The organism is Lachnospira eligens (assembly GCF_009680455.1).
Lineage (GTDB): Bacteria > Bacillota > Clostridia > Lachnospirales > Lachnospiraceae > Lachnospira > Lachnospira eligens_A.
This window is the reverse complement of record NZ_WKRD01000012.1, coordinates 1-12,327: the sequence shown is the minus strand read 5'-3', so window position 1 is coordinate 12,327 and position 12,327 is coordinate 1. Positions and strand designations below refer to the sequence as shown.

At 37.1% G+C, this 12,327-nt stretch carries 12 protein-coding genes, 1 pseudogene and 1 riboswitch; of the genes and pseudogenes, 3 read left to right on the top strand and 10 right to left on the bottom strand.

Annotated features, from left to right (window positions below; translation table 11 throughout):
* Positions 1-63 precede the first annotated feature (63 nt).
* Entirely contained in the window at positions 64-666 is a 603-nt protein-coding gene (locus GKE48_RS13300) for a hypothetical protein (protein ID WP_022098807.1), read from the top strand.
* Positions 667-668: 2 nt separating this feature from the next.
* On the opposite strand, the gene GKE48_RS13295 is transcribed toward GKE48_RS13300, so the two are convergent.
* Genes GKE48_RS13295 through ppk1 form a run of 4 tightly spaced genes read right to left on the bottom strand, consistent with a single transcriptional unit; the run spans position 669 to position 5,071 of the window.
* A complete protein-coding gene (locus tag GKE48_RS13295; RefSeq protein ID WP_154301306.1) occupies positions 669-1,517 on the bottom strand; it encodes an undecaprenyl-diphosphate phosphatase in 849 nt (282 codons plus the stop codon).
* Between the two features lie 24 nt (positions 1,518-1,541).
* Positions 1,542-1,844: a hypothetical protein gene (locus tag GKE48_RS13290; RefSeq protein WP_154301305.1), complete on the bottom strand. Its 303-nt coding sequence runs from the start codon at positions 1,842-1,844 to the stop codon at positions 1,542-1,544.
* Between the two features lie 47 nt (positions 1,845-1,891).
* The gene (locus tag GKE48_RS13285; protein WP_154301304.1) at positions 1,892-2,968 is read right to left on the bottom strand and encodes a 6-phosphofructokinase; all 1,077 of its coding nucleotides are present in this window, start codon (positions 2,966-2,968) and stop codon (positions 1,892-1,894) included.
* 24 nt (positions 2,969-2,992) lie between these two features.
* Positions 2,993-5,071, bottom strand: coding sequence for a polyphosphate kinase 1 (ppk1, locus tag GKE48_RS13280; protein ID WP_154301340.1), 2,079 nt, complete (start codon positions 5,069-5,071; stop codon positions 2,993-2,995).
* Between the two features lie 187 nt (positions 5,072-5,258).
* Positions 5,259-5,499, top strand: a riboswitch (cobalamin riboswitch).
* Between the two features lie 34 nt (positions 5,500-5,533).
* Here ppk1 and GKE48_RS13275 point away from each other — a divergent pair.
* Both GKE48_RS13275 and GKE48_RS14690 read left to right on the top strand, forming a co-directional pair.
* Positions 5,534-6,781: a hypothetical protein gene (locus GKE48_RS13275; RefSeq protein ID WP_154301303.1), complete on the top strand. Its 1,248-nt coding sequence runs from the start codon at positions 5,534-5,536 to the stop codon at positions 6,779-6,781.
* 212 nt (positions 6,782-6,993) lie between these two features.
* Positions 6,994-7,329, top strand: coding sequence for a hypothetical protein (locus tag GKE48_RS14690; RefSeq protein ID WP_206671579.1), 336 nt, complete (start codon positions 6,994-6,996; stop codon positions 7,327-7,329).
* 127 nt (positions 7,330-7,456) lie between these two features.
* Here the strand turns inward: GKE48_RS14690 and GKE48_RS13265 are convergent, their stop codons facing one another.
* The 6 genes and pseudogenes from GKE48_RS13265 to GKE48_RS13240 form a co-directional block, all read right to left on the bottom strand.
* Positions 7,457-7,819, bottom strand: a complete 363-nt coding sequence (locus GKE48_RS13265) for a VOC family protein (protein WP_118148682.1) — start codon at positions 7,817-7,819, stop codon at positions 7,457-7,459.
* Between the two features lie 54 nt (positions 7,820-7,873).
* Positions 7,874-8,476, bottom strand: coding sequence for a Type 1 glutamine amidotransferase-like domain-containing protein (locus tag GKE48_RS13260; protein WP_007888235.1), 603 nt, complete (start codon positions 8,474-8,476; stop codon positions 7,874-7,876).
* Positions 8,477-8,864: 388 nt separating this feature from the next.
* Positions 8,865-9,059: pseudogene (locus tag GKE48_RS15125) on the bottom strand (LysR family transcriptional regulator); the annotation flags it as partial.
* A gap of 78 nt (positions 9,060-9,137) precedes the next feature.
* Positions 9,138-10,352 carry an ATP-binding protein gene (locus GKE48_RS13250; RefSeq protein WP_008116575.1) on the bottom strand — a complete coding sequence of 405 codons (1,215 nt, stop codon included), beginning with the start codon at positions 10,350-10,352 and terminating at the stop codon, positions 9,138-9,140.
* Between the two features lie 412 nt (positions 10,353-10,764).
* A complete protein-coding gene (locus tag GKE48_RS13245) occupies positions 10,765-11,307 on the bottom strand; it encodes a hypothetical protein (protein WP_008116573.1) in 543 nt (180 codons plus the stop codon).
* Positions 11,308-11,354: 47 nt separating this feature from the next.
* On the bottom strand, positions 11,355-12,110 hold the full coding sequence (locus GKE48_RS13240) for a DUF6033 family protein (RefSeq protein WP_171029228.1): 756 nt from the start codon (positions 12,108-12,110) through the stop codon (positions 11,355-11,357).
* Between the last annotated feature and the right edge of the window lie 217 nt (positions 12,111-12,327).

Genomic DNA, 12,327 nt, shown 5'->3' with positions numbered 1-12,327 from the left:
GACCTGCCCCATAAAAAGAACTAATATTAATTTATTATAGAAAATATGAGGTCTTTAGTCACAATGAAAATCAATAATCTTATTGTTAAAATATTTTTATGTATATATCTTGTAATAATTATAACCGGAGTTGTCATCTTTGAAAACATCGGTTTTGGCGGTGGCGGTCTTGAAAAAAACATTCACACTGCCAGCAATTCTGAAACCCAGCCAGTTACTGTTAAAGATATCAGTTCAGAAACTGTGTCTAAAACAACGCCTGCTGTAACAGTTAAAGAAACTGCTTCTTCTCAGGATGTAACAAAACAGGAATCCACCGTCGTGACTGAAACTCAGACAGAAACTGTAGAATCTGAAACATCCTGTGAATCCTCCGAGCCAGAAACCGTTCAGACTGAAGTCCAAAACACACAGCCTGAAACAGCCGCCCAGCCATCGTATACATTTGCAAATGGACGCATAACCAATACATCTGCTCTTAAAAGTTACCGTGTGACAGGTGCTTCCTATGTCAATATGCATAAAGACAAAAACGGCAGCCACTCCTTTGCAGTTGTGCCAGGAGGGACTACCGGTTCTATATCATCTGTTGGTGCTTATTACACCCTTATTGATTATAATGGTACAAGCGGTTATGTATACAATTCATACCTTGAAGTGTATTAGAATTAAAACAATACAAAGCTGAGTGCAATAACTGCTATACCAAGAATTATTCTGTACACACCGAACACCTTGAAATCATGCTTCTTGATGTATCCCATAAGGAACTTGATTACGAATACTGATACAAAGAACGCAACAAGGCAGCCTACAATGAGGACAACCCACTCTGTTCCTGTCATAGCCATTCCCACAGCAGCATATTTAGCAATCTTTAAAAGACTTGCTCCGAACATTACAGGTACTGCAAGGAAAAATGTAAATTCAGCCGCAACGCTTCTCGATACTCCGATTATGAGTGCTCCGATAATTGTTGCACCTGATCTTGATGTACCTGGAAATACTGCTGCTATAAGCTGGAACAGACCTATTATTAATGCTGCCTTATAAGTTATCTCACCTATACTTCTGATTGCTGGCCTGCTGCCTTTCTTTGCATTCTCCACAACTATAAAAACTATACCTACAACGATAAGTGCAATAGCAACAGGAATTGGATGATAGAATAATTCATCTATCTTATCATCGAAAATCAATCCGACAATCGCTGCCGGAATACATGCAATAATAATCTTAATCCACATTGCAAGTGCGCCATCTTTCCAAGCTGCTTTCTTACCACTCTTAGTCTTCTTCATATAAAAAGGCCACAATTTATTCCAGAATAATATAACTACGGCCATTATTGCTCCAAGCTGGATAACTACCTGAAACATCTTATAAAAATCTGCGGATACATTAAGTTTGACTACCTGGTCAAGCAGAATCATATGCCCTGTGCTGCTTATAGGCAGCCATTCTGTAATTCCTTCGACTATACCGAAAAGAATTGCCTTTAAAATCTCTAGTAACATGACTATCTCCTTAATATTTAATTATTATGCTTCATTCTTACCAGTCGCCTCTGCAAGTTCTCTCTTATATCTTGCAAGCTGCCCCTCAGTATTCATTATCCTTCTGCTCTGTTCAGATATTGTCTGGTTAAGCTGTTCTATTGTTTCTGTCTGGTCATCTTTTTTTCCTGCAACAACAACCATTCCAAGACACACAATAACAAAAAGCCCTACACCAGCCATGGTACATATACTCTGACCTATAAATATAAATATTCCGATTCCAATAAGAATAAGTAATCCAGTTATTCCAAGAATAACTATCTTTAGTCTGTCTGATTTCTTCAAAGCATTTCCCTTCTTTCCTGAAGCATTTGCTTTGTATTATATACCACTTATGCCTTTCTGCCAAGACTAATGCCTAAGCTTTCAGCCTGTCTTATAAGTTCATTATCTACGTTAACCATCTTTGTTTTACCTGCAACCTCTTCAAGTGGTATCTTAGAGAATTTTCCATCTTTGATGCATACCATATTGCCATAATCTTTTCTTAATATAAGTCCTGCAGCCTCAACTCCGATTCTTGTTGCAAGTATTCTGTCTGATGCACTTGGAATTCCGCCGCGCTGTACATGTCCCGGTATTGTAACTTTTACTTCCTGACCGGCTTTTTTCTGCAGCTCATCACTCAACTGATATGCTACTGATGGAAATGTATATGTCTTTCTCTTTTCTTTCAGCTCTTTCTTTGACAGCTTTGCATCCTCATCTGATATTGCACCCTCAGCCATTGCAATTATAGTAAATTTCTTGCCCTGCTTTTCACGCTTTCTGATTGTATTCAACACCTCATCAACATTATATGGAATTTCAGGTATAAGTATGATATCTGCCCCTCCTGCAATTCCTGAATGAAGTGTAAGCCAGCCTGTTTTATGTCCCATAATCTCGACAATAAACACTCTGCTGTGTGAGGCTGCCGTTGTGTGGATCTCATCAATAGTTCTTGTCGCAACATCTATAGCTGACTGAAATCCAAAACTCATCTCAGTTCCTTCTATATCATTATCAATAGTCTTAGGAAGAGTAACGACATTTAACCCCTTCTGCGATAAAAGAGCCGCAGTCTTATGCGAGCCGTTTCCACCAAGCATTACCAGGCAGTCAAGTTTTAAATCCTTATAAGTCTTAATCATGCCTGCAACCTTATCGCGTCCTTTCTCATCAGGCTCATTGATATATTTAAAAGGTGTTCTGGAAGTTCCAAGAATTGTTCCTCCCTCTGTGAGAATCCCACTAAAATCCTCTTCTTTCATCAGTTTGTAATTCTTAGTAATCATTCCTTTATAACCATCAAGAAATCCGTATATTTCAACATCATTTGTATTATTATACAAAGTTTTGGCAACACCTCTCATTGCCGCATTAAGAGACTGGCAGTCTCCACCACTTGTAAGCATACCTATCTTCATACCTGTTAGCCTCCATTTTCTTAATTATTCTGCACTGGCTGCCGCTTCATAGCTTTCTTCGTATAAAGTTTCCTGTGAATCAATCTTAGGATTATTGATATGTCTGTCACAGTATACTCCATCACTATTCTGCTCTTTGCCTTTCTCATCATCCTGCATAATAAGATCAAATATGTGAATTATGCGTTCCTGACAATGCTTATCAAGCACAGGTGCAGCAACCTCAACTCGTCTCGTGGTATTTCTTGTCATAAAGTCTGCCGATGCAATATATATCTTCTGGTCATCTCCTCTTCCAAAACGATATATTCTTGAATGTTCCAGAAAACGTCCAACAACACTGACCACACGGATATTATCTGTATATCCTTTAACTCCCGGCTTTATACAGCATATTCCTCTTACTTCAAGATCTATTTTAACACCTGCCTGTGAAGCTTCAATTAATTTCTCAATAATAAGTTTGTCTGTAAGGGAATTAATCTTAACTCCAACATATCCATCCTGACCATTCTTTGCCTTATCAATCTGCTCATCTATCATTGAAAGAATTCTGTTCTGCAGGCAGTTTGGTGCAACAAGAAGCTGGTTAGAACTATCCACCGTTTCTCCCTTCTGCAAAGCAGCAAATACTGCAGCCGCATCCGCACCTATCTCCTGATTAGCTGTAATAAGTGACAGATCGGTATATAATCTGGAAGTCTTTTCATTATAATTGCCTGTTCCTATCTGTGTTATATATGAAAATGTATTATTAACCGAACGTGTTATAAGGCATAACTTTGAGTGTACCTTGTAATCACCCAGACCATATAAAAGCTGGCATCCGGCTTCTTCTAATCTCTTAGACATTTCAATATTATTAGCCTCATCAAATCTGGCTCTCAGCTCCACAAGAACAATAACCTCTTTACCATTTTCAGCCGCTTCAATAAGAGTCTCAACTATCTTACTTCTGTCAGCAACTCTGTAAAGAGTCATCTTTATTGATACAACAGTCGGGTCACTGGCTGCTTCCTCCAGCATAGATATGAATGGTCTCATACTCTCAAATGGATATGAAAGAACAACATCTTTCTTCTCAATCTGTGGAATTATCTTTTCATTCATACTGATTTCTTTACCTGGCTGTGGAACTCTTTTCTTATAAAATAGCTCAGGCTTATTCTTTAACACGTTCTGCAGCTGGAATACAAATGACATATCCAGTGGAGTTCTCTCTTCAATCAGGTGTTTTGCACCTATTTCCAGATAATCTGTAAGCTTTTTCTTTGCTTTGTCGTTTATTTCTCTATTTAACTGTACACATACCGGATTAAGCCTGTTTCTCTGCTTAACCATATGTTCCATCATATTTCTGTAATCAAGGTCCTCGTCATCAAATGAACCAGCATCTATATCTGCATTTCTGATAACTCTCATAACTGATTTTTCCTGTATTTCATACTTCTCATACAGCTTTGATACAAAATGCAGAATCAATTCTTCAGAAAGCATAAATGTTCCCGGTCTTGTAGGAATTTCTATAAGTCTCTTAAATACACTGTTTGAACAAGGTACTATTCCTATTTTATTCTTACCCTTCTTAGTCTTCATAAGCACAATTGCATATAACTGCTTATTTGCAAGAAAAGGAAATGGCTGCTGCTGTCCTATTATCATAGGTGAGAGAAATGGTGCTATATGCATATCAAAATATTCCTCAAGCATTGCACCTTCATCATTAGACAGCTTATTAAAATTAATTATTCTTATCCCGGCTGTCTCAAGTTCTCCCATAAGCTGTTCATACACTCTGCCCTTTTTCTTCTCAAGCTCACTCACCTTATCAAGAATAGCTTTTACCTGCTCTTCGCTTGTCATTCCGGTTTTATTGTCTCTTTCCTTTTCCTGAAGCTGCATCTGTATCATAAGAGTTCCCACGCGTACCATAAAGAATTCATCCAGATTAGTCTGGTATATTGATGCAAATGTAAGTCTTTCCGCAAGTGGAACTTTAGGATTAGCTGCTTCATTTAATACTCTCTCATTAAATGCAAGCCATGATAACTCCCTGTTTGTGTAACATCCTCTCTGTGTTGTTTCTTTAGTGTTTATGCTCATTGCCCCGTTCTCCTTTTCCCGAAAATAGTCCAAAAACTTTTTCTTAATTTCTGTGAATTTCATATCATTCCTCATTTTTCTCTTAACCACATCTTTTCTTTGGCAATAATTTTATTGTCACACTGGTGTGTAAAATCCACTATCGGAGTTATGTAAAATATATGTAAAGCTAAGGTAAATGTAATTGACACATTTTCTACATAAAGGTACAATCAATCAGGCAGTAAGGAATATGGTCAGAATCCATAACAGCTCACTCTACTGTATGCCGACACGTTTTTTATATTATGCCACTGTAATCAGCAGCAGTTTTAGTTTTGAATACGCTATACATTCATCCTTAACTTAAGCATGGCACTGTGCATGGGAAGGCTTAAGAAATGGCTTAAGCGGCAAGTCAGGATATTTACTGCACTATAAATTTTCACATCACCTGGTGAGAGGTGGTCAAGGAGGAAAAACATGAAACAATTAAAAAGAAAGATATTTGCATTTCTGGTTGCTGCATGCTTAATCTGCATGAATATCGTACCAGCTTTCGCAGATACAACAACAGACGCTACAGCTCCTGCTGCAGCCGATGTAAGACAGGAAGCCCAGCTTACTGCTTCTTACCTTATGAACAGTATTGATTTCTCTACATATGCTGATACCGGCGTATTCTATGGAGTTTCAAGAGACCTGTTCCTTGCAATCCGTTCAGGATATGACTGCTCTAACCAGCTTGCTGCATATCTTGAATTCGTTAAGAATAACATTAGCGAAGATGGAACTATAAACATCAATAACGGATACAACGCTAAGAATTATTATATTTCAAGCTATACATATCTTATAATGATTCTTTCTGCATCAGGAATTGATGCTACTGATTTCAACGGAATCAATGTTGTCAGTAAATTTGATAAAATTATCAACACATTTTCAGTTGATGACTTAAGCAATAACAGCATGAATATCTATCACATTGGTTCAGTATATTCAGTAGTTAATGCTTACAGAGACACCATCAGTAACTCAGACAAAGTATTAGCTGATATCAAATCAGCTCTCCTTGCAGCTTGTACTGCTGATGGTAATGGTATTGACAACTGGGGAAACTCAACTGATAGTAATGGATTTGTATTTCCATTCTTTGCATCATTATATGATACAGATTCTGATGTAAAGAAAGCTATTGACAGTGCTGCAGACTATTCTAAGCAGACTATATTAACAGATGGCACATCAGGATATAGTGTTCAATATCCAACACCTGGCAACACTAATTCGTCTGGTATGAACCTTGCATTCTTTGCTCAGTACAACAATCCGGATGTTAATACTGCTGTTTTATATAATTCAATTGTTAATAAGTTCAAATCAGTTTCAGGTAATGGTGCTTATATTAATACATACACTGGTCAGGAAGACTTCAAATCAGCAACACCTGATGCATTACAGGGTATCATCACTTACCTCTATGCTCTTGAGAGTAAAACTAACCCATTTGATATAACCGCTGATGTTAAGGCTATTGCAGACGCAAAGAACGCTCCTATAGAAGAGCCTTCTACTGAGCCTTCTACTGAGCCAGCCACAGAACCTTCTACCGACAATGAAGTATCACCTGCAACTGGTGATGTTAATGTTTACATGTACCTGCTCTTAGCTGCTTGTGCTGCTACATTCGCATGTGTAACTGTTTACAATAAAAAAAGTGCCCGCTAATAACTGCAGACACACAGCTCTGCCGCCGGAATCCTCGCGATATCCGGCGGCAGTTTTTATATATTGGTAATTCACACCATAGTATAAGCTTTTTTGAAGTGGTAATCTAAAAGTAGACACCAACCCAATTATTGTAGACATTATTTATATATAAGAGTACCATTTTTTATAAGGTAGTCACTTATACAATAATGGAATCATGGAGGTGTCACATGAAGCACAGTTTAGAAGAAAGAATGGATATAGGACGACGTATGTATTTACATGAGATTACATACAAGGAGGCTATGGAGATTTATGGTCTTAGTGAATCCTGTGCACATAAATACATGACAGATTATAAGAAAGCACAAGGAATTCCTCTTGCTAATACAGTGCCTAAAATGAAAAATTTACAGTGTGTTGTAAGTGATATGACCGCATTTCATTTAAAGGGAAGTTATTATGAACTAACACTTTTTATGGATTTATGGAACAATGAAATACTTTCATATTCACTTTCATCACGAAAAGGTGATAGTATGACATATATTCACGGGTTAGCATAATATATATGTCTATTTTAAAAAATAAGTTAAAAAAAAGCTGTGTTACAATCATTAACACAGCTTCAATACTCCCAATTATTTTAATTGTCTTTGTGGTAATCTATTAGAAATACCAAACCATATCACATTACAGTGGCGTTCTTACCTCTATTAAGTTACCATCTAAATCATAGAATCTAACCACTTTTTGCCCCCAGCTGTAAGTCATAAGGTGGTTAACATATTCAACTTTTGGATATAGTTTCTCTAGCTTCTCGACAAAAGCTTCTATGTCTTTCTCTTCAAAATATAACTCAATTGAATTATTTTTGTGAACAATATCTTTATTCACAAATTCACACCATATTTTTTCATCCTGCAGCACAAGCCCTTCTGTCATAATTACATTTCCATCACTATCAAGTAATACTTCAAGTCCAAACAAATCATGATAAAATTTTTTGGCTAATTCTATATCATTAACAACAATCAAAATATTTTTCAGTTTCATAGCTTATACCTCAAATAGTTATCACTCTCAATTCGACAAACTTGAATTTTCAAATTAGTCTTTGCAAATAACCTTTGAATCTTCACCATCAATTACAATTCCCTGACGGTTGTTAATTGGGCATAGATTCAAATCCGAAAACTCAGTCATTATTTTCTCGGTAACTTTCTTAAATGGTGCTGTAAGATAATGCGGAAGAACATAGAAATCAATCAAATCAATCCCTGCATCATCTTCTTGTGAGTAGTCCTCCGGCTTTTCATCCATTTGCTCGATATATTGGATGCTTGGAGCGCATATAATTGCGCCTGCCGACTCGCCGATCATCAATTTTCCATTTGCCAATTCCTTTTTCAGCAGTCCATCAGTTCCCGTTTTACGGAGCTGGTCCATAAGAAAGAAAGAATTTCCGCCGGTAAAATATATCACATCTGCTTCTTCAAAAACAGACTGTATCGTTGAATAAGCCTCCGTTGAAATATCAATTTCAGTTACGATTGCTCCCAACTTTTTGAATAATTTTCGAGCCGAGCCGACATAACCGGTGTAGCCTTCACGCAGTGAAGCTGTTGGAATAAATGCGACTTTCTTATTTTCAATTTCTTCCTTTATCAGACTTCCTACACTTGAAAAGTGCGAACATAAAAATAGTTTCATCAATATTCTCCTTTATAAATCCCGATTTTCTTAATTCTACAAACTGGAATTGAGATTTCATATATTCCAAGGGATTTAATAACTGTTATATTTTATTATCAAATATCTCTCAATCCCTTGAAAACACAAAGTTTATCGCAGGTGAGCTTTCCCTTATTGTTTCCCTTGCGTTATATCGTCCCACCAGTGTTTACGAACTCTGATAAGGGCAAAAACAAGGGCAAGAAAATTATATAAAACAGTATAACACAAAATAAAAGTGACATTGTGAACTGATTGAAATGCTTCTATATTTTTATTGGTTTAAAGGAGACACAACATGAATACCATTTACGCAGAATACAACATGTACCACAACAGCATTGACATTTATACAATATTTATTGTGTCAGGCACCATTGTTTTCAAACTGCATAACATCATCCGGCGGATTCAGAGCATACAAAAGTCCATACGGCGAGCTGTATTCCCATTTCACTGGGATACTGACAAGCGCCGGGTGGACATCCTGCCAACATTCCAGTATTAAGAGAACATTCCCGGTTTCTATACAGCGGTTAAATACAGACATATCATAATATTTATTGTGTCAGGCACCATTGTTTTTTCATTCTCGGCATTGGAAGAACTTCTGCATATCTTCTGGTGAAAGAAGAACATTTCAGTTCCATTCCTCTGCCAGCAGGAAGTCACGAATATTGCGGTGTTTGATTCCATCTCGGCTCATATCCAGTTCGTCCATCGTTACAACGTATTTCGGGAAATTGTCACGAACACCGGCAAACGCCCCAAACTCACGCTGGATGGTTTCCTCCGAGGCAAGTAGATAGGAAACCTGAACATACAGCTTTTTCCCATGATCTTCACATACGAAGTCAATCTCCTTGTCAGAGACTTTCCCAACAGTCACAGAATAACCACGGCGCAGCAGCTCCATGTAGACAACATTTTCAAGGACAAGGTTAATGTCCTTCATGTTGCCACCGTACACGGCTTCCCGGACACCATGATCTGCAACATAGTATTTCTCGTTGACGGTCAGGATTTTCTTTCCCTGGAGGTCTTGGCGCTTCACCTGATAAAACAGGAATGCGTCCGTGCAGGCTTTGATGTAGTTCAGTACCGTTTCTGGTGAAACGGAGCGCCCTTCACTTTTCAGATACTTGGAAATGGCTGTGGAAGAAAAGGTAGTGCCGATGTTGGAAGTTATATAAGCAATAATTCTCTCCAGCATATCCACATCACGGATATTGTTTCGCTTGATAATATCTTTCAGCTCTACGGAGTTGAACAAGTCCCGCAAATACTGACGACTGGCGGCATCGTCGTAGCGAAGGTTGCTCAAATAGGGCATTCCTCCCAGCGTCAGATATTTTGTAAAGCATTGTCTTTCGTCTGCACCTTCGTAAACGGTGTGATACAGCTCCATAAACTCTCTGAATGAAAACGGGTAAATCACGAACTCCACATACCGTCCGGCAAGATAAGTGGCAAGCTCACCGGAAAGCAGCTTGGCGTTGGAACCGGTAATGTATATATCACAATCCAGCTCCACCCGGAAAGAGTTGATACATTTTTCCCAATCAGCCACCTCTTGGATTTCGTCGAAGAACAGATAAACCTTGCCGCTGATTTCTTTTGTTCTGCGAAGGATTTCATCATGCAATGCAACAGCCGTACAAAGGTGTGCATTGCTCATGTTCTCAAAATTCAGGGAAATAAACTGTTCTGGTTGGACCCCGTTTTGGGCAAGTTCCTCTTGGATCAGGCTCAGCATGACAGATTTTCCACTACGGCGAATCCCTGTCAGAACCTTTATCAGCTCATTTCCGATAAAAGGACGGATACGGCTCATATAAATTTCTCGTTTAATCATGTAGACCAGCCTCCCTTCTGAAACTGTCTATATGGTACCACGGCTATAACTGATTTTCAATACCGCAAATCCAGTTTTATCAGATATAATTGATAAAATACGAATTTCGACACAATCAGGCAGTTATACCGAGCGAAGTTTGGCTATGCGTTTTTATTGTGTCAGGCACCATTGTTTCATATTGAAATATAGTGTCTCTGTGCATGTTCTATATACCTCTGATTATATAATATTCAATTTATATAATCTCTCAAATGCTTTTTTATCAAAGTCTGCTTCTGTAATATATAGCTTTCTATCGCTATCAATGTCATTCTAACTCAATAGTCATATCAATTATACAATTAAAAGCAAAGATGCTGCTAACTGAATAACAACATCTTTGCTTGTTTAGAATGGGGATTATAAAATTTTAATGATAGTATACTGTGACATAAATATTTTTTAATGTTGCTGCTGCAACAGTTCCCGTTGAATACCTTGTAGATTCAAATTGAACATAATAATTTCCAACAGGGCTTAAATTATAATTGCCAAAATCTGCAAAAGTAAGAGAACTATTCCAACTTTTGCTGTCTGTATATCTGTCAAATGTGCCATCTCCATTATCCTCATCTTTAGCAACAAATAATTCGATGTTTCCACTACTTCCACTACTTTTTGTGGATGTAACCACTATTTTACTGATTGTGGAGCCTGACGGAACAGATGTGCTGCTGATTGTAAAAGAACCAAGAGCGGAAGTTGCCACTGTATCATTTGTTCCAAAAAAGGAATTTAACATTCCAACAGAATGTCGTGATGATCCAGAAGTTAATGCTGTCGGAGTTATTTCAAATGTCATTGTTTTCTCCGTCTCCGAATAATTTTCCTGAGTTTCTGCCGCAAAAGCTGTGACATTCATTGTAAAAAGCATGACAACACATACAATAATAGAAAAAAAACGTTTTCTCATAATGAATCTACCTCCATACTTTATGTAATCATCCCCATCTAAATATACTAAATTGAAAAATCAAATCTTCCACCGATTTTATTATCCTCTGGTTTGATAGAATTCCATTCAATATTTTTAATTTTATCCAAAAGTTCATCTTTTGAATTTGCTTGAACAGTAGCTTTTTTTACTTCAATTTGCTTTAATTGTTCCTTTTTCTTCGCCTCTTTCTTCTCCGCAGCTTTCTTTTCCTGAATTTTTTCAAGATATTCTTTCTGACTAGCTGATGTTTTTTCTAATTGAGCAAAGAATGTTGTAGTTCCATCACTATTAAAAGAAATACCAAACTTTGTTATTTTTGTATCAGTATCTGCACTGTTTTCTATTCCGTTTGTCTTACCAAATGCTCTTTCAAATCCAAACTGAGCATTGATTTCATCCGACATACGCAAAGCACCTTCAATACTATGCATCTTTTCAGCATAATATTTGGGATCGGATGCCATCTTCTCCATTTCTTCCTTTGAGAAAATAACCGTAAACTCTTTATCACTTTGTGCTAAAATATCTTTAGCATTATCACCATTTTCAAAATCTGCAACCATAAAGTCCATATCTGTTCTTGAGCCACGCATATCTTTAAGCATTTTTTGTGCCTCTTTACTTAGATTTTTTTCGGCTATACTTTCTGTCACATTTTTCTTGACCTTATCATTTTCTGTTGTTTTCGCTGTTTCTTTTTTCTTATCTACTGTACCTGCCTTGTAGGTATTCTGATAACTTCCATAAACAGTACCCGTTGTATTCACATTCATTGACATATCCTTTGTCCTCCTTCTCTGAATCCGTTCTTTATTATTTATTGTTTCTAATATTATATATCGGCTTTATTCCGAAAACTATAATCCTCCCTGTTATTTTTATCCCATGATTATTGAAAATCTAAAATTTGATAAGCTCATCTAAGAGATTATGTTTCAATTTTCTTCTATGTATTTCACTACTCTATCTATATTTCCGCTTTCATATTCATCATGT

What these genes read in the sequence shown, in the direction of transcription:
- GKE48_RS13300 (WP_022098807.1), top strand. Translation starts at nt 64, where the DNA reads ATGAAAATCAATAATCTTATTGTTAAAATATTTTTATGTATATATCTT.
- GKE48_RS13295 (WP_154301306.1), bottom strand. Translation starts at nt 1,517, where the DNA reads ATGTTACTAGAGATTTTAAAGGCAATTCTTTTCGGTATAGTCGAAGGA.
- GKE48_RS13285 (WP_154301304.1), bottom strand. Translation starts at nt 2,968, where the DNA reads ATGAAGATAGGTATGCTTACAAGTGGTGGAGACTGCCAGTCTCTTAAT.
- ppk1 (WP_154301340.1), bottom strand. Translation starts at nt 5,071, where the DNA reads ATGAGCATAAACACTAAAGAAACAACACAGAGAGGATGTTACACAAAC.
- GKE48_RS13275 (WP_154301303.1), top strand. Translation starts at nt 5,534, where the DNA reads ATGAAACAATTAAAAAGAAAGATATTTGCATTTCTGGTTGCTGCATGC.
- GKE48_RS14690 (WP_206671579.1), top strand. Translation starts at nt 6,994, where the DNA reads ATGAAGCACAGTTTAGAAGAAAGAATGGATATAGGACGACGTATGTAT.
- GKE48_RS13265 (WP_118148682.1), bottom strand. Translation starts at nt 7,819, where the DNA reads ATGAAACTGAAAAATATTTTGATTGTTGTTAATGATATAGAATTAGCC.
- GKE48_RS13260 (WP_007888235.1), bottom strand. Translation starts at nt 8,476, where the DNA reads ATGAAACTATTTTTATGTTCGCACTTTTCAAGTGTAGGAAGTCTGATA.
- GKE48_RS13250 (WP_008116575.1), bottom strand. Translation starts at nt 10,352, where the DNA reads ATGATTAAACGAGAAATTTATATGAGCCGTATCCGTCCTTTTATCGGA.
- GKE48_RS13245 (WP_008116573.1), bottom strand. Translation starts at nt 11,307, where the DNA reads ATGAGAAAACGTTTTTTTTCTATTATTGTATGTGTTGTCATGCTTTTT.
- GKE48_RS13240 (WP_171029228.1), bottom strand. Translation starts at nt 12,110, where the DNA reads ATGTCAATGAATGTGAATACAACGGGTACTGTTTATGGAAGTTATCAG.